The following is a 16,349-nucleotide window of genomic DNA, read 5'->3' as shown; positions in this document are numbered from 1 at the left end:
GGCGCTCCTGGGGTTACGAGGTGACGTCGACGGTGGCTCGGGTGAACGCGGACACGATGCGCTGGTGCGTCTGGCGCGGCAACTGGCGCACGCCCGGCTCGCCGAACGGGGTGCCGGGGCGGGCGGGGGCGGCGGCGAGCAGGTCGTCCAGGCCGGCGCGGGCCAGCACCAGCAGGCCGTGGGTGGCGCGGGTGCACGCGACCGCCAGCCGTCCGAACGCGGAGTTGAACTCGTCCAGCGCGGTCGCCCCGCTGAGCGGGTGGAGCGCGACGGTGATCGCGTTGGTCTGGCCCTGCCACGAGTCGACGGTGGAGGCGACCAGATCGCGCTCGCGCAGGCCGTGCTTGAGGCGCAGCCGTTCGACCAGGGCGGTGGCGTCGTCGACGGCCTGGTTGCGGGTTGCCAGGATCACCACCAGCGGGTCGCCGTCGTCGCGCACGCCGGGCCGGTCTGTCACCGTCTCGCCCAGGGGGGTGCCGTCGTCGGCGTACCGCCGCGCCTCGACGGTGAACCCGGCGGTGAACAGGTCGTCCAGCCAGCGCTCGAGCAGGTCGGTGAGCGGCAGGTCGATGTCGGGCGCCTCCGAGTCGGGCAGTCCGGTCACCTCCACCAGGGTGGGGGCGCCGGAGCCCACGTGGCGCCACAGCGGGGCCGACTCGACGTTGCCGTGCAGGGTGACGGTGCGTTCGCCGGGGGCGGCCACCGAGTTCAACTCCGCCCAGGTCGGGTAGAACGCGCGCCACAGACCGAGCGCCTCGCCGGCCGGTCGCCACACGGCGGGCAGTTCCCTCTCCCACGTGCCCGGCCGGCCGGTGAACGCGTTCGGCCACGCCCGGTACGGGTTGTGCCGCGCGTCGCCGCGCCACGGGTTCGCGCCGATCTCCAGCGGCGGCAACTGGCCCACGTCGCCGACGCCGACGATCAGCGGGGCGACGCCGCTGATCGCGTCGAACAGGTGGTGCGGCAGTTGCCACGCCTCGTCCACGAACAGCGCGTCGAACAGCGCGTCGCCGTCGGGGACGCCGAGTTGACCCGCCAGGCGCCCGCGCTCGCCGGGCGCCTTCAGTTTGTGCGCGGTGGCGACCACCACGTCGGCGGTGGGCGGGATGGCGGCGGCGGTGGTGCTGACCGTCATGTCGGTGGTGACGCCCGGGGGCAAGACGTCGGCCGCCTTCTTCGACAGGTGCAGGCACACCCGGTCGCGGCCGAGTTGTCCGGCCAGGTCCTGCGCGAGGGGCCTGATCTGGTTGTTCGTGAACGCGGTGACGCCGACCCGCCGGGTACCGGGAGCGCCGGCGGCGGCGGCGATCAGCCGCTTCAGCGCGTGCGACTTGCCGGCGCCGGCGGCCGCCTTCAGCAGCAGGTGGGTGACGCGCCCGTCGGAGTCCGGCGGGGTGGTGAGCGCGGCCAGCAACTCCCGCTGGGCGGCGGCGGTCACGGCGGTGTTGCCGGCCGCCGCCGCCTCGTGGTGCCTCGCGTCAGGGGCGGGGACGAGCGGCGTGAACGTGACGTCACTCCAGTTCGTCAACGGTCACCCCCTCGGGCGGGGCCGAGTCGGGCACGTCGACGGTGCGCGCGGTGGGCTTACCCGCCGGCGGCACTTCGAACCCGTCGTCGTCGAGCACCGGCGGCCACACTTGTGGGTTCAGCTCGTTGCGCGCACGGCGCAGCGCCAGGTCGTCGGCGAAGTCCGCCTCCACCAACTCGTGCGGCTTGCAGCACCACCGGTGCACGTCCGCGTCGCCGGCGTACGACCCCTCGTCGCACGTCGTCTTCGGCGCCGCCTGGTCGTCCTGCTTGGGCCGTTCGACGTTGAACTCCTCCTTGCGGCGCAGCGCGTTGAACCAGTCGAGCCGGGCGACGATCAGCCGGTCCCCGGGCCGGACGGGCGGAACCACGGCGGGCGCCCAGCGGAAGCGGCCGGGCGTGGGTCGATCGTCCGCTCCCCTTTGCGCTTCGAGGGGACCGAGCGGGAACGCGCGCAGCTTGATCGCGCCCGCCTGCAGCGTGACGGTGACGCCGTCGGTCTCCACCCACGGGTCGGTGCCGCACGCCAACAGGACGACGCGCTCCCCGTCGGTGAACCGGCGCGACGCGACGTCCAGGGTGAGCGGGCGGGCGCTGACCACCGTCGCCCACGTCACGTCCCGGTCGCCCGGGTCGTTCGCCTTCTCGGCGGCGCGCACCGGGCTGGACAGCACGGCGAGTTGAGTGGCGCACTTGTCGTCGGCCTGGATGACGTCGACCAGCAAGTTGCGCCAGTAGGCGTAGGTGCGGCCAAACCGGACCAGGTCGGAGGCGCGGAGCCGTTTGCGCCGCCGCCACACCTTCTGCGCGTCCCCCTCCAGGCTGCGGTACGCGGGCTGCAGCTTCGAGTCGGGCAGGTTGCCGAGCTCCTGGATCGCGGCGTCCACCGTCGCGGCCTTGTAGCGGAGCTCGTCGGTGACCAGGTTCTCGTAGTCGGTCACGTCACCGGTGCGGCGCACCTCGCGCAACGCGTGATGGACGGCGTTCGACGTGTCGTTGCCGAGCCGGGCCCCCGGGGTGTGATCGCTGGCCTCGATGCGGTCGGAGACCTCGCGGTAGTCGACCGGCTCCGTTGCCGTCACCCACGCCACCTGGTAGTCGAGGCGGCGCGCGTCCACCCACGAGCCGCCCGGCACGAAGTGGCGCGCCAGCACGCCGGTCAGGTCGACCACCGGGTCGCGAAGCGTCAGCATGCGCGCCCGGTCGTGCTCCAGCAGGAACGACACCGCCGTGCGCCGGGCGCCCTCCAGCGCCCTGGGCATCACCGCGGGCTCCCCGTCAAAGGTGAGGATCGGGCGGCGCATCTCTTGGTCTCGCTTCCAGCGCAGCCGGCTGATCTCGACGCCGGCGAGCTGATCGGCGATGCTGGCGAGCAGGTCGGCCGTCGCGCCGTCCGGAACGACCACGTGCACCGGGTCGGGGCTGGTCGGGTTGCGGCGCAGGTTGGCCCCCATCGCCAGTTCGATCTGCTTGCCCACGATCGCCATCACCCTGCGGCGCGTTTCGTCCGACTGTGGGTCGACGAACACCTCGAACCGCCACGGGGTCGGCCCGTCGTCGGTCTCGCGGCTCACCCCGACACCGTGGAAACCGAGGGCGGCCGCATCGCTCTTCACCGCGACGACGTTGACCGCTCCGGGGCGGCCGACCGGGTCCAGCCGCCGCTGGCCGGTGCTCGCCACCACGCCGGTTACCGTTGCACGCACCCGCGCCACCGTGGACGCGTTGGCGCCGGGCAGCGGCTCGTGACCGTCCACCACGGGGCGGACCTGCGGCCACTCGTTCTCCGGCACGCCGAGCTCCTCGAGCAGTGCGTCCGGGTCGTCGGACTCGCGCAGCTCGTGCCGGCAGAAGTTGAACAGCGAACACGACGGGCAACTGGACGGGTCGAAGCGGTGCGGCAGGCCGGTCACGTAGTCGGCGACGCGCTCGTCGACGGTGGTGTCCGACTGACCGGTCAGGCGGCTGCGCCACTGTGCCTCGACCTCGGCGAGGTGGTCGGTGAGGTCCTCCACCTCCACGGTCGGTTGCAAGAACGCGCTGCGCGGGACGGCGAGAAAGCCGTGCGAACTGACCGTGAGGGCGGCGGGTAGGGCGTCCCAGCGGCGGAACGCGAACGCGCCCATCGCGACCTGCAGGAACCCCTTGAGCAGCCGGCCGTCGTCGATGCGGGAGCGGACGCGCTCGTAGTCCTTGACGTCCCCCACGATGAGCGACGGTCCGTCCGGTCCGTTCGCCACCACCGCGAGGTCGGGCAGCACGTTGGTGGCGTCACCGGGCGCGAAGCCCGGGTAGGGGGCGGCCAGCTTGTAGAGCAGGGTGGCCGTGCCGTCGGCGGCGCGTTCGGCGGCTTTCGCCAGTTCGGTAAGGGTGCGGTCGGTGGACACGCCGCAGTCGATCCGGGCGACCGACGTCGGCCGGGCGAACCCGCTCCAGCCGGCCGCGCGCGCCGTCACCTCGCCGGCGAAGGCGGCGTCGTGGCACAACCGCTCGAAGATCATGGCGCGCGTCCAGCGGGCGTCCGGGATGCCGGCGGACACGTCGGGGAAATGGAGTTGAGCCGCGAGCCGGCGCCGGGACTGGCCGGTGACCAGCGGGTCGGTGCCCCGGTACCGGGCGCACACCGAGTGGACGGCCCACGCGGACGCGCTCGAGCCGCCACCGGCCTTCAGCGTGCTGCTCATGTCGTCCCTTCTCACTTTCACCGCATGCTAGCGATCGTCGGCTGGCGACGGCGCACCCGATCGCTCGCCATCGCCGACAACGTCAGGATGCGGGCGGAGGAGCCGACGCATGATGCCCTCGACCCGAGTCTCTGGTTGGAAGCGAGCCGGATCGTCCGCGGGCCTGTTCGGTTAGCCCTGCTCGCCGGCACTCCCCACGGGAGTGTCACCCGCGTAGGCGACTCTTGGCGATCGACCTATTACTACTGATCGTAGTAGTTTTCTCTGCGATAGTGAACTTGAGGAGACGTCTGCAAAGGAGTGAACGCGGATGCGTTATTCGGCAATGGCCTTCGTGATGCTATTGGCGTTCGCCGGCTGCAGCAGCACACCACCCACGATGCCTAACGTCGTCGGCAAACAACTCGACGTGGCCAAGAGCGACCTCAAGCGAGCCAACATCAGCGGTGAAGCCGAGGTGCTCGGCGGTGGGGTTTTCGGAATCCTGCAGGAGCACAACTGGCAGGTGTGCGAGCAATTGCCGGCGGCAGGTGCACCGGTGACTGAGAAGCCGCGCTTGACCGTGGACCGCGACTGCGAAGGCGACGACCGAGACGGTTCACCCTCGTCGCAGCCCACAACCACCCCGAGCGCTTCCGCTTCCACCGCTGTTGCTTCGCCCTCCGTCACCGCCTCCGACAAGGTCACCGAAACCACCGTCGACAAGCTGGTGAACAGGCTCAACTCCAGCAAGATGGGCGGGATCAAGACCGGCGACTTGTTCCGAGTCACCGGGGTGCTGACAGGATCGCCCTGGGGCACCGGCGCTTCGGGCGACTACTACGTGTACCTGGAAACCAAGAAGGGTTCTGACCTCCTCGTCTTCATCGACGAGTCTGAAACACTCGACTGGGAAGACGGCACGAAAGTCGAGATGATCCTCGAGGCCACTGAGGTCACCATCAACGGCGAAACGACAGACGGCTGGATGCGTGCCCGCGAGGCGCGGACCGTCTCGTAGTGCCCTGCGTGCGAGCTCTTGTTTCCCGTGACCCACAGGGTTCGCCGCGCCTCGTCTGATGAACCGAGTTGACGTCTGACTACTCGGCCTCCCCTTGGGAGAGGCGGTAGGTGTGAACCGGCGGCCAGGGGTCAAGATTTGACCGGCGACAGACTGGCTGCGAACCACAGATGCATGAGGTCTGTGGCACTTCGAGGGTCTGGAATCTGAGGGGCTTGCGGAGTCCGGTGGACGCCGCCCAACTCGGCATCCGTGAGGAGTCGAATCAGCGTCGCAGCTTGGTCTTCGATGGTCACGACGAGTGGATGAAGGACGACGTCCGTCGTAGCCTCGAAGGGTGATCCTCGAACTGACCGAGCGCGGCGTCCGGTGCGAGTGCCAGCAGCCCGGCTGCACGTGCACCAACGACGCGGACCTCGTCCGCTCCGACGGCGCTCGCGTCTGCGCCTGCTGTCTGGTCGACTGCCCGCACGTCCATGAAGACGCAGACCCGGCCGAGGGTGACCGCGAAGCTCTCGTATAACGTAGGTCATTGTCCACTTCACCGATGGTCCCCCGCCCCGTCGCTCAACAGTCGCCCGGCATGATGTGACCGTGACCCTCGCTGACCAGATCCTTCCCCTGGTGCGGACCCGCACCGACCTGCACCGTTGGCGGGCCGCCAACGACTACGGTTCCCAGTTGCACGAGGCCGTGACCCTGCTCCAGGACGCGGCCGAGAACCAGCCGCCGGCCGAGGTGCTCACGGTCACTCAGAAAGCGATCGCGAGCGCCTGCAAGGTGATCATGCGAGCCGACGATTCCAGTGGAATCATCGGCGACGCGATCCGGCAGCTGCTCGAGCTGCACGCCCAGCTGGTTCGCACCGCGCCGCCGCCGGACCGCAAGCTGGTCGACTGGATGATCCGCTTCCAGTTCGACAACGAGTGCGACTTCTTCACGATCGACCCGGTCGCCTACGCCCCGGCGCTCGGCGAACGCGGCATGACCACCTACCGGATGAAGCTGGACGAGATTGCCGCGGGGCTCAGCCCCAAGCTGTCCGACGAGCATCGGCACAACCTGTGGAGCACCGACCGGGACGCGTGGCACCAGGTTCTCGAACAGGACCATACCCGCTTCGTCCTGGAGTGGAACGCCCGTCGGCTGGCCGTCTGGGATCGCGACGTGGACGCCATCATCGCCACCCACTCCCGGGACCGGAAGGTGGCAGCCTGGCTGCAGGACACCGCCAAGGCACTGGCCGAGATCGGCGAGTTCGACCTCGCCATCGATTGGGCCAGGCAGGCCACCTACTTCGACCTCGGCCACCAGGCCGCCAAAGCGTCCGTGTACTGGTGTGCGTTGCTGGCCGAGCACCGTCCGGACGAGGAGCTACCTGCACGGCTGGAGGTGTTCCGGCGCTGGCCGACGTCGTCGAACGCGTCCGCGCTGAACAAGCGGGGCGGCTCGTCCTGGCCGACCTACGCCGAGGAGGTCACAGCTACCCTGGAGCGCCGACCCAGGGAGGCGGTGTCGTTCGCCTTGTACGGGCTGGACGACCTCACCCTGGCGTGGAACCTCGCCCACTCCCTCACCCTCGACGACTCGATGCTGTGGCAGGAGCTGGCCAAGCGCTACGAGAAGGTCGAGCCGCTGGCCGTCCTGCCGATCTACACCCAACTGGTGCTCGCCGATCTCGAGAACGCCGGGGCGGGCTCTTACCGATCAGCGGCCCGCCGGCTCGCCCGGATGCGAACACTCGCGTCCGGCAGCCCGCAGGCGGCCGAGGTGGACGAGCTGATCGCCGACCTTCGCGAGACCCATCGCCGACGTCCCCGCCTGCAGCTGGAGTTCGACAAGGCCGGGTTGCCGTAGCCGACCACGAGGTACTCGATGATGTAAATCTCACATCTGGACGAGGTTCTGGCTAACATCTGGCCGCCACGGCATTCACACCCTTCGGGTCATGCGCACCGAACGGTGTCGATCACCAAACACTCTCAGATGCCTTCGATCCGAACGTCGTAGCCGGCAAGCAGAAGCCCGAGATCCTCGGCGTCCGAGGTCAGCACCACCACGGGCGTTGGCAGGCTGAGTGCGGTAGCTGCCACCACCGCATCGACCGTCAGGTCTCGCTGCTTGCGCCGAGACGCCGAAGCGGCTGCCCTCAGCTGCCCGGCGCGAAAGCCGATCTCCGGGCCGACGTCAACGAGCCTGACCGCCTTCACAGCCCGACGAACGCCGGCATCCCGAGCAGAGCCGTCGGTGACCTCGGCCAGCGTCAGACACGAGGCGTAGATGACGGAGTCGCTGCGCTTCGCGAACGTGGCCCACGCCTGCATGCTGCGATCGTCCCGGGCCAGGGCGGACAGTGCCTCAGCGTCGAGCAGCAACGAATGCGGCCGGACGATCATTCAGCCAGCCGGGCGAAGATCGCAGCGACCTCGGCTTCGTCGACCGGGCCATGCTCGGCCTCCATCCGGGCCAGGGCGTCGTCCAGCGCATCCCGCTCGAGTTGTCGAGCCACCGCGGCCGCCACATATCCGGAAAACCCGCGGGCACCGACGCGCGCACGCACCGACTCCGATGTGGCGGCCGGCATCGACACCGAGTGCTTCTCAACTCCCTGGACTCCAGTCACGCACCAATCCTACTAGAAGTAGGAATCCAACGGATCCCGATTGGCACCCGTGCGGCACATTCCATCATCGGCGAGAGTGTCGCCGTACGACCACTTGCCCCTTTGTCGCCGTACGACTACATTGTCAAGTGTCGCCGTACGACTACAAGGAGCCGGCATGCGAACATCCCAAGAGGTGGGGCTCGCCGTCCGCGAGGCCCGGCTAGGGCTGGGCTGGACGCAGGCCCAGCTCGCTGAGCGCTCAGGAGTCGGTCGCGACTGGCTCGTTCGCCTCGAACAGGGGCATCCGCGCCTCGAACTGGCCAAGGTTCTCGATACGTTCACCGCCTTGGGGCTCACCGTCACCATCGAGGCAACCCCGCCGCCCAATGCCGAATCCGACCCGTTCGCGTCGGTCCTGGAGGGCCAGTGACCAGCGAGGCGTTGGCCGTCTATCTGGATGGGACGCTCATCGGCGCGCTCACTCAGTCCAGGCAGGGTCAGCTCGGCTTCAGCTACGACGACTCGTACCTAACCCTCGCGGACCCGACCCCGCTGTCACTCGCCATGCCGCTGCGTTCGGGCTCCTACGCCAGTCGCGTCGTCCGCGCGTTCATCGAAGGACTGCTTCCGGACAATCAGGCGGTTCGTGACCGCTGGGGCACGACCTACGGCGTCTCGCCGAACAACCCGTTTGCCCTGCTGAGGCACGTGGGCAGGGACGCTGCCGGCGCCGTGCAGATCGTGCCGGAGGGTGAGAGCAGCAGCGACGCCGGCCCCGACGTCCGTCAGGTCGAGTGGCTGACCGATGAAGATCTTGTCGCTCTCGTGCACGATCTGGCGGAACATCGCTCTGACTGGAACCCGGGCCGTTACGCCGGACGGTGGAGTCTGGCCGGCGCCCAGTCAAAGGTGGCGCTGTTCCGTGCGCCGGACGGCTCGTGGGGCGTTCCTCAGGGCTCAACTCCCACCACGCACATCGTCAAACCGGCTCTCGAAGGCTTCGACGATCATCATCTCAATGAGGTGCTGTGCCAGCGTGTTGCGCGCATCATGGGGCTGCCCGCTGCGACCTCCGAACTACTCGAGGTTGGGGACGTCCGCGCCATCGTGTCGACCCGCTACGACCGAACGGCTGACCCGCAGGGCCGGATCCGCCGGCTTCATCAGGAGGACCTGTGCCAGGCGTTGTCGGTCGATCCCAGCCGCAAGTACCAGGCCGACGGCGGACCGGGTGTCGGCGAAATCGCGGACCTGCTCACCCGACTGAATCTGACCGATCGCGTTGCCAGCGCCAACCGGTTCCTGGACGCGCTCGTCTACAACGTGCTGATCGGCGGCACCGACGCTCATGCCAAGAACTACTCCCTGCTGCTGCAGGGAAGCCGAGCCCAACTGGCGCCGCTGTACGACCTCGCCTCCGCGGTGGCCTACCCCTCGGATCGACCACTCGAGTCGTCGATGCGCATCGGGGACAATCGCATCATGCGCGAAATCTCACCGACCGATTGGGCGAAGGTCGGCCGCCGGCTGGGCGTGGGCGGCGACACTGCAGTGGCCAGGTTCGGCACCCTGCGTGACGCGCTCCCCGGGGCGCTGGACGAGGGTATGAGCACCTTGCCCGCGTCAACCCGGCGGCGCGCGGAGCGATTGGCCGAGCAGATCACGTCCCATGCCGAATCGCTGGCCAGGAGTTGGCGCTGACCGCACCAGCGGTGGTAGGGGGAATAGATGACGACGCGGCGGAGCCTCTCGCGGCTGCCGACGAGACTCCCGGGCGGACTACGCCAACCGCCAGACCTGCAGGGGAACCACCCTCGCCGCGTTCTCGAAGTCGCGATCGGTCGTCAGCATTTCCAGATGCCGGGAGATCGCGAGCTGCGCGAGCAGGGCGTCCACCGAACCGAGCTGGACGCCTGCCTGCCGGCAGGTGTTCGCCAGCCGAGCAGCCTCGACATAGTCGTCGCGAGTCGGCTCGATCAGCTCGAGTGCAGCGAGATCGTTCATGATGCGATCCTGCGCTCGAGGCGGCAGAAAGCCGCGGAGCAGCTCCAACAGCACCATGCCGGTGATCGCGACGTACTCGCCTCCCACGAGCGCCGACCTCAATGCGGCGACCTGCGATACGTCGGGCGGCGTGTCCCGACGGTAGGCCAGCGACCAAACACTGGTGTCTACCAGGAACCGACTCACTCGACGGGCTCACCGTCCAGGTCGCGGCTTCGCCGGTCGGCCTTGTAGTCGTAATCGTCGTCCCAGTCGAGGGTGCCGAAGGACTCGACGATGCGCGCCTGTTCGCGTCGTGCGATGAACTCCCGTAGCGCGATCGTCACCGCCTCCTTCTTCGTTCGCACCCCACTCACCGACAGGGCGCGGTCGAGCAGTTCGGGGTCAATCGCAAGATTGGTAGCCATGTGCGCCTCCTTACACACAAGTTTACACACGTCTGGCGAGGCGCATCTCAGCGTCGGCGGAGCAGTCCGCTCCGACGCAATTCGGACCGACCAGATCGCGGTGGTCGAAGCCAAGCGCGAGATCACCGGCCTCGGCGTACAGGCGTGCCGTGTGCGACCTCGAGTCGCTTCGGAGTCGACCCCAACTGGCGACACCGGCGGCAGGCATTCCACGAGATGGTCCCGCCGCCCCTCCCACGTCGCCCACTGCACTCCGGCCAACCTCCTCCCGCCTGAACAAGCCGAAATCTGTGTGTCCGAGAAGTCGGAAGTCAGCGCTTTAGGGGGTATGACGTCCATGCGCTCCCCGGACCGCCGCCGTTGCTTCACGGCAGCAACACGCGCCTCGTCGACGTCCGCGACCACTGGATTTCCTAAGAAGTTGCCGTCGGTGTCCGAGATGGGCGGATTTCGGGGGCTGTAAGAGGGGTGTGAAGAGATTGCGCAGATCGCCTCTGCACCGGTGCGCCAATGTGAGCGTGCGCCGACTGGCGCTAGTGGTGCCTACATCGAGCGTCGGCCTGGACGTGCCGCACGATGCAGTGCTCCTGCGGCTCGCCGCCTGGCCCTCGCCGACACTGTGCCGCGTCCACACCCATTGCGGGCGATCTGTCCCGATCGACCCCGTTTTTGCAGGTACAAGGGGTGTGAGGATTCTTCTGCGGCGGTGCCGGCCATGATGAGCCTGCACAAGCTGACCGCCGGGTCGGGGTATGACTACCTGACCCGGCAGGTCGCTGCGCAGGACTCCACCGCCAAGGGCCACACCAGCCTGGCCGACTACTACGAGCAGAAGGGCGAGTCGCCCGGACGCTGGCTGGGCTCGGGCCTGGTCGGCATCGACGGCTTGGAGGCCGGCGATCAGGTCACCGCGGATCAGATGCTGTCCCTGTTCGGCGTCGGCGATCATCCGCTGGCGCGGGAGCGACTCGACGCGCTGGACAACCACGCCACGGCGAGTGACGTCAAGAACGCCATGCGGCTGGGCCAGCGCTGGGGCATCTACGGCGGCGGTGAGGCGTTCGCCGACGAGGTGTCGGGACGCATCGCGGCGTGGAATCGGGCCAACGGCCATCCCGACGGCGCTCCGGTCACGCAGGTCGTTCGTGCCTCGATTCGGACGGCGGTGGGCCGGGACCGGTTCCAGGAGAGGTTCGGACGGGCACCGCTCAACCCGCGGGAGCTGACCGGGTTCATTGCTCGGGACTCGCGTCCGAGCCGTCAAGGCGTAGCCGGCTATGACCTGACGTTCTCGCCTGTGAAGTCGGTGTCGGCGCTGTGGGCACTGGCCGATCCGGCAACGGCCGCCCGCATCCAGCACTGCCACGACCTGGCCGTGGCGGACGCCCTGCGCTACATCGAGCAAGAGGCGCTGTACACCCGTCGGGGACGCAACGGCGTCCGGCAGGTGAGGACGCACGGGCTAGTCGCTGCCGCCTTCACGCACCGCGATTCGCGGGCCGGCGATCCCGACCTGCACACGCACGTGGCGGTGGCCAACAAGGTGCAGGCGGTCGACGACGGCGACTGGCTCGCCATCGACGGGCGGCTGCTCTACTTGGCCAACGTGGCCGCGTCGGAGCGCTACAACACTGCGCTCGAGCAGCACCTGACCCGGGACTTGGGGGTGCGGTTCGTCGACCGTCAGGACGGCAGGGACGTCCGACCGGTGCGCGAGATCGCCGGCGTCGACCCGGCTCTGCTGCGGCGCTGGTCGCAGCGCGATCTCGAGATCAGGACGGCTCAGGGCGAGCTGGTCGGCGACTTCCAGCGCGAACAGGGGCGCACCCCGACGCCCGGCGAGCAGCACGCGCTGGGTCAACGGGCCACCCTGGAGACGCGGGAGGCGAAACATGAGCCACGCTCGCTGGCCGAGCAGCGAAGGGCGTGGGCGGCGCAGGCCGAAGCCGTGCTCGGACGTGGTGGTGTGGCCCGGATGGTGGCTGCCGCATTGAATCCTGGCCGGGCGGAGCGGCGTCCGGTGGACGAGGCGTGGCTGGACGCGACGGCGGCTCGGGTGGTCCGCGTGGTGGAGCGCAACCGGGCGACGTGGCAGGTGTGGCATGTGCGTGCCGAGGTGGAGCGGCAGGTGCGGCGCTCTGGTCGGATTGTGTCCGAAGCAGCGGCGCAGTGCCTGGTCGACCTGGCGCTGACCAGGCATTCCATCCCCCTGGACACCGCCCGGGACATGCCCGGTGACGTGCCCGAACCGATGCCTCTGCGGCGTGCGGACGGCAACTCGATGTACGTCGTGGCGGGCTCGGCCAGGTACTCCTCGGCGCCGATCCTCGCCGCCGAGCGCCTGCTGCTCGCCACCGCCGGGCGTCGTGACGGCATGGTCGTGGGTCAGCGGTCCATCGACCTGGCGCTGCTGGAGGCACACGCGAACGGCGTGCGGCTGAACGACGGACAGGTCGAGCTGGTGCGGGCGATGGCGTCCTCAGGGTCGCGGTTACAGGTGGCGATCGCACCGGCGGGCGCGGGCAAGACCACCGCCATGAACGCGCTGGCGTCGGCCTGGCGGGAGGCCGGCGGCGACGTCATCGGGTTGGCACCGTCCGCGGCGGCCGCTGACGCGCTCGGCCAGCAGCTGGGCGGCCACGCGGACACCATGCACAAGCTCACCCAAGGCCTGGACGACGAGCGGCTGCCGGGCTGGGCGGCGGCCATCGGCCCGCGCACTCTGGTGGTGATCGACGAGGCGGGCATGGCCGACACCCTGACCCTGGAACAGGTGGTGTCGTTCGTGGTGAAACGGGGCGGCAGCGTCCGACTGGTCGGCGACGATCACCAGCTCTCAGCGGTGGAGGCGGGCGGCGTGTTGCGTGAGATCGCAGCCGAGCACGGGGCCGTCCGGCTGGACGAGGTGGTCCGGTTCTCCGATCCGGCGGAGGCGACGGCGTCGCTGGCGTTGCGGCAGGGACGTCCGACCGCGCTGGGGTTCTATCTCGACCGGCAGCGGATCCATGTCGGGGATGCCACCACCACCCTCGACCAGGCGTTCGATGGCTGGATGACGGACCGTGCCCGCGGCCTCGATTCGCTGATGCTGGCGCCGACCCACGACCTGGTCGCCCAGTTGAACGCTCGGGCACGGGCGCAGCGGTTGGGTGAGCGCTTGCCGGGGCCTGAGGTGTCGCTGGCCGACGGCAATCGGGTGTCCGCGGGCGACACGATCGTCACCCGACGCAACGAGCGGCGGCTGACGTACTCGCGGCACGGCTGGGTGCGCAACGGGGACCGTTGGACAGTCCTGGCGGTGAACCGCGATCAGAGCCTGACGGTGGCGAATGCGTCCGGGTGGCAGGTGAAACTGCCGGCAGGGTACGTCCGCGACGATGTGGTGCTCGGCTACGCCAGCACGATCCATGGTGCGCAGGGACTGACCGTCGATTCGATGCACGGCGTGCTCAGCGGGCAGGAGAGCCGCCAGCAGCTGTACACGATGATGACCCGTGGCCGGCACGCCAATCACGTGTACGTCACCGCGGTCGGGGACGGTGATCCGCATTCGCTGCTCCGGCCTGAGGTGGTCCGGCCACCAACGCCGACCGAGCTTCTGGAGGCTGTCCTGAGCCGGGACGATGCGGCGGTGTCCGCGGTCGGGTCGCTGCGTGAGCAGGCCAATCCGGCCGTGCTCCTGAAGCCCGCGGTGGATCGCTACGTCGATGCCGTCGGCGTAGCCGCCGAGCAGGTCGTCAGCGCCGAGCGAAAGGCCGAGATCGAACGGTCAGCCGACTCGATGGTGCTGTGGCTGACCGAGGCACCCGCCTGGCCGGCCCTGCGCACGCACCTGTTGACGATCGAGGCGTCAGGAGGCGACTCGATCCAGGCGCTGCGACGGGGGATAGATTCGGGCGGTTTGGACGACGCTCAGGATCCCGCGGCGGTGTTGTCGTGGCGACTGCAGCCAATCGCTCGAGGTGGTCCGCTGCCGTGGCTTGACGGAGTTCCCGAAAGCCTGCGCGCCGACCCGGTCTGGGGTGTGTACGTGGAGGCAAGGCAGCAGCTCGTCCGGGAGTTAGCGGACGAGGTGCGCAATGGCTGCGCCGAGCGGCGGCCGGCCTGGCTGGCGGACATGCCCCTGCCACCCTCGCCCGCGCTGGCCGCCGAGATCACGGTGTGGAGATGCGCCATGGGTGTTTCGGATGGCGACCTTCGTCCGACCGGTGCCGCGCAGCCGGCCGCTGCCGCTGCACGTTGGCAGTACCGTCTCGACCAAGCGCTGGTGGACGAGCACCCGGAGGTTCGGCAGTGGACCAACTGGCTGCGCGACACCGTCCCCGACCTGCAGCGCGATCCTCACACTGCGGTGGTAGGACGCCAGGTGGCCGCCTGGGCTGCTGACGGCGATCCAGTCCGGCGTTGGGTGCGAGACGCCGTCGCGGACGGCCTGCTCCCCGACGACCACCCCGCCGCCGCCCTCGCGTCCCGCATCGAACGGCAGCGCACTGCACCGCCGATCTGGGAGACCGTCGAGCCGATCAATCTGCATCGTCGACCCGAGGACATCGCGCCTCCCATGTCCCGCCCGCCGTCGCACGGCCCACGCATCTGAACCCCAACAGAAGGAGCAAAGCCATGCCCACCCGCCGTGTACCCAACCCCCAGCCCGAGTACCTGTCGATCGCCAAGGCCGCCGCACTGTACGACGTGTCGGAGACCTTCCTACGGAGGAGAATCAACCAGGGGCAGCTCTCGGCCGTTCGCTGCGGCCGTCAGATCATCCGCATCGGCGCCGCCGACCTGGCCAAGCTGTTCCGCAAGATCCAGAGCGCGGACGACTTCTGAGCCATGACCAGTGACCGAGCCGTGATGCTCCTATGGGGTGTCAAGCGGCGTTGAGCCATTGGCGGTAGCGGTTGGCGAGATCGTCGTCGTGGCGTTTGCCTCGTTCGATGGTGGAGATGTGCATGGGCCAGACGCCGAAGTGGTCGGCGACGGTCTGGAGGGACAGTCCGCGGGCTTGGCGTGCGGGTCGGAGGTCGCTGATGTCGGGCACTTCGGGTGGGTTGGTGATCAGGGTGAATAGTTCGTTGGCGAGGTGGCGTTTCAGGCATCGGATTGCTTCGAGCTTCGTCTTGCCCTCGCCTCGCTTCTTGGTGATGTAGGTCTTCGTTCGGGGGTCCATGCTCATGCGGACCAGGGCGATGGTGTGGATCGCGTTGTTGGCGCGACGGTCGCCGCCCCGATTGAGACGATGTCGGGTGGTCTTGCCGCTGGAGGCCGGGATCGGGGCGACGCCGGTGAGCGCGGCAAAGGCGGCCTTGCTGGTGATCCGGGCTGGGTTGTCACCGGTGGTGATCAGGAGTTGCGCAGCGGTGACGACTCCGACGCCTTTGGCGGCGAGCAACGCCGGCGCGGCGTGTGCCACGAGGTCGCGGAGGTGGTCGGTGAGGTCGTCGATCTCCTCGCTGAGGTGGTGATGCCGGCGGGCGAGGGACCGCAACGAGACCGCGGTCGCATGCTCGACACCGTGACTGGGGTGGTTGGGGCGAGAACGCCGGAGCGTGTTGAGCAGGGCCTTCTCGCCGAGCTGGTGCGGCCTCTCCCGCTGCTCGACGGGTGCGGAGACCAGGATCATCGCGATTTGCCGGAGTACGTTCGCGCGTGCCTTGACCGCCGAGTCGCGGGCCAGGTGAAGGACCCGGATCGACTCGATGGGGCCGTCACTGCTCTTGGGGGTCGGCAACGCTTCGCCGGCCATAACGACGCGTGCAGCAGTGATCGCATCGAGCGGGTCGGACTTGCCGTGGAGGCGACGCTCGGCACGGTTCGGACGGATCACCTCACGAACCTCGACCCCGGCGGCGACCGCGTGACGGGTCAGGCCGGCACCGTAGGAGTTCGTGCCCTCGATACCGAACCGGACCACCGCCCCGAAATCGCTGATGAACGCGAGGATCGCGCGATACCCGGCCAGGGTCGCTGGGAACTGCCGGTCGCCCAGCAACGCTCCGGTCCCGGCATCGAGCACGGCCACGTGATGGGTCTGGGAGTGTGTGTCTGCCCCGGCGACAACGAGACGCTGGCTTGTCATGATGGATGACGCCCTTCCACTTCGAGACGGATCGGCAACGCCG

At 69.0% G+C, this 16,349-nt stretch carries 13 protein-coding genes; 6 read left to right on the top strand and 7 right to left on the bottom strand.

Annotated features, from left to right (window positions below; genetic code table 11):
- Window positions 1-13 precede the first annotated feature (13 nt).
- Entirely contained in the window at window positions 14-1,528 is a 1,515-nt protein-coding gene (locus MPLG2_RS01095) for a hypothetical protein (RefSeq protein WP_105184553.1), read from the bottom strand.
- The gene (locus tag MPLG2_RS01090) at window positions 1,512-4,211 is read right to left on the bottom strand and encodes a hypothetical protein (protein ID WP_105184552.1); all 2,700 of its coding nucleotides are present in this window, start codon (window positions 4,209-4,211) and stop codon (window positions 1,512-1,514) included. The genes MPLG2_RS01095 and MPLG2_RS01090 overlap by 17 nt, the downstream gene beginning before the upstream one ends.
- Before the next feature lie 310 nt (window positions 4,212-4,521).
- Here MPLG2_RS01090 and MPLG2_RS01080 point away from each other — a divergent pair, with 310 nt between their 5' ends.
- A complete protein-coding gene (locus MPLG2_RS01080; protein WP_158680763.1) occupies window positions 4,522-5,211 on the top strand; it encodes a PASTA domain-containing protein in 690 nt (229 codons plus the stop codon).
- Window positions 5,212-5,805: 594 nt separating this feature from the next.
- The gene (locus tag MPLG2_RS01070; RefSeq protein ID WP_231935741.1) at window positions 5,806-7,068 is read left to right on the top strand and encodes a DUF6880 family protein; all 1,263 of its coding nucleotides are present in this window, start codon (window positions 5,806-5,808) and stop codon (window positions 7,066-7,068) included.
- Window positions 7,069-7,193: 125 nt separating this feature from the next.
- On the opposite strand, the gene MPLG2_RS01065 is transcribed toward MPLG2_RS01070, so the two are convergent.
- Together MPLG2_RS01065 and MPLG2_RS01060 are read right to left on the bottom strand one after the other, a co-directional pair.
- On the bottom strand, window positions 7,194-7,607 hold the full coding sequence (locus MPLG2_RS01065) for a type II toxin-antitoxin system VapC family toxin (protein WP_105184548.1): 414 nt from the start codon (window positions 7,605-7,607) through the stop codon (window positions 7,194-7,196).
- Entirely contained in the window at window positions 7,604-7,834 is a 231-nt protein-coding gene (locus MPLG2_RS01060) for a hypothetical protein (protein ID WP_197710027.1), read from the bottom strand. Before MPLG2_RS01060 ends, MPLG2_RS01065 begins: the two co-directional genes overlap by 4 nt.
- A gap of 157 nt (window positions 7,835-7,991) precedes the next feature.
- Here MPLG2_RS01060 and MPLG2_RS01055 point away from each other — a divergent pair, with 157 nt between their 5' ends.
- Together MPLG2_RS01055 and MPLG2_RS01050 are read left to right on the top strand one after the other, a co-directional pair.
- Complete coding sequence (locus MPLG2_RS01055; RefSeq protein ID WP_105184546.1) at window positions 7,992-8,246, top strand: helix-turn-helix domain-containing protein; 255 nt, start codon at window positions 7,992-7,994, stop codon at window positions 8,244-8,246.
- Window positions 8,243-9,517: a type II toxin-antitoxin system HipA family toxin gene (locus MPLG2_RS01050; RefSeq protein WP_105184545.1), complete on the top strand. Its 1,275-nt coding sequence runs from the start codon at window positions 8,243-8,245 to the stop codon at window positions 9,515-9,517. The genes MPLG2_RS01055 and MPLG2_RS01050 overlap by 4 nt, the downstream gene beginning before the upstream one ends.
- A gap of 78 nt (window positions 9,518-9,595) precedes the next feature.
- Here MPLG2_RS01050 and vapC read toward each other — a convergent pair whose 3' ends face one another.
- Window positions 9,596-10,006, bottom strand: coding sequence for a type II toxin-antitoxin system VapC family toxin (gene vapC, locus MPLG2_RS01045; protein WP_105184544.1), 411 nt, complete (start codon window positions 10,004-10,006; stop codon window positions 9,596-9,598).
- Window positions 10,003-10,227 (bottom strand): type II toxin-antitoxin system VapB family antitoxin, encoded by a 225-nt coding sequence (locus tag MPLG2_RS01040; protein ID WP_105184543.1) that lies wholly within the window; start codon window positions 10,225-10,227, stop codon window positions 10,003-10,005. Before MPLG2_RS01040 ends, vapC begins: the two co-directional genes overlap by 4 nt.
- A gap of 637 nt (window positions 10,228-10,864) precedes the next feature.
- Between MPLG2_RS01040 and mobF the strand changes: the two genes are divergently transcribed.
- Window positions 10,865-14,824, top strand: coding sequence for a MobF family relaxase (gene mobF, locus MPLG2_RS01035; protein WP_158680762.1), 3,960 nt, complete (start codon window positions 10,865-10,867; stop codon window positions 14,822-14,824).
- A gap of 23 nt (window positions 14,825-14,847) precedes the next feature.
- Window positions 14,848-15,057: a helix-turn-helix domain-containing protein gene (locus MPLG2_RS01030; RefSeq protein WP_105184541.1), complete on the top strand. Its 210-nt coding sequence runs from the start codon at window positions 14,848-14,850 to the stop codon at window positions 15,055-15,057.
- A gap of 40 nt (window positions 15,058-15,097) precedes the next feature.
- Here MPLG2_RS01030 and MPLG2_RS01025 read toward each other — a convergent pair whose 3' ends face one another.
- The gene (locus MPLG2_RS01025) at window positions 15,098-16,306 is read right to left on the bottom strand and encodes an IS110 family RNA-guided transposase (protein WP_105184540.1); all 1,209 of its coding nucleotides are present in this window, start codon (window positions 16,304-16,306) and stop codon (window positions 15,098-15,100) included.
- Between the last annotated feature and the right edge of the window lie 43 nt (window positions 16,307-16,349).

The organism is Micropruina glycogenica (genome assembly GCF_900289045.1).
GTDB lineage: Bacteria > Actinomycetota > Actinomycetes > Propionibacteriales > Propionibacteriaceae > Micropruina > Micropruina glycogenica.
This window is presented reverse-complemented; position numbering and strand designations above follow the sequence as displayed.

What these genes read in the sequence shown, in the direction of transcription:
- MPLG2_RS01090 (WP_105184552.1), bottom strand. Translation starts at nt 4,211, where the DNA reads ATGAGCAGCACGCTGAAGGCCGGTGGCGGCTCGAGCGCGTCCGCGTGG.
- MPLG2_RS01080 (WP_158680763.1), top strand. Translation starts at nt 4,522, where the DNA reads ATGCGTTATTCGGCAATGGCCTTCGTGATGCTATTGGCGTTCGCCGGC.
- MPLG2_RS01065 (WP_105184548.1), bottom strand. Translation starts at nt 7,607, where the DNA reads ATGATCGTCCGGCCGCATTCGTTGCTGCTCGACGCTGAGGCACTGTCC.
- MPLG2_RS01055 (WP_105184546.1), top strand. Translation starts at nt 7,992, where the DNA reads ATGCGAACATCCCAAGAGGTGGGGCTCGCCGTCCGCGAGGCCCGGCTA.
- MPLG2_RS01040 (WP_105184543.1), bottom strand. Translation starts at nt 10,227, where the DNA reads ATGGCTACCAATCTTGCGATTGACCCCGAACTGCTCGACCGCGCCCTG.
- MPLG2_RS01030 (WP_105184541.1), top strand. Translation starts at nt 14,848, where the DNA reads ATGCCCACCCGCCGTGTACCCAACCCCCAGCCCGAGTACCTGTCGATC.
- MPLG2_RS01025 (WP_105184540.1), bottom strand. Translation starts at nt 16,306, where the DNA reads ATGACAAGCCAGCGTCTCGTTGTCGCCGGGGCAGACACACACTCCCAG.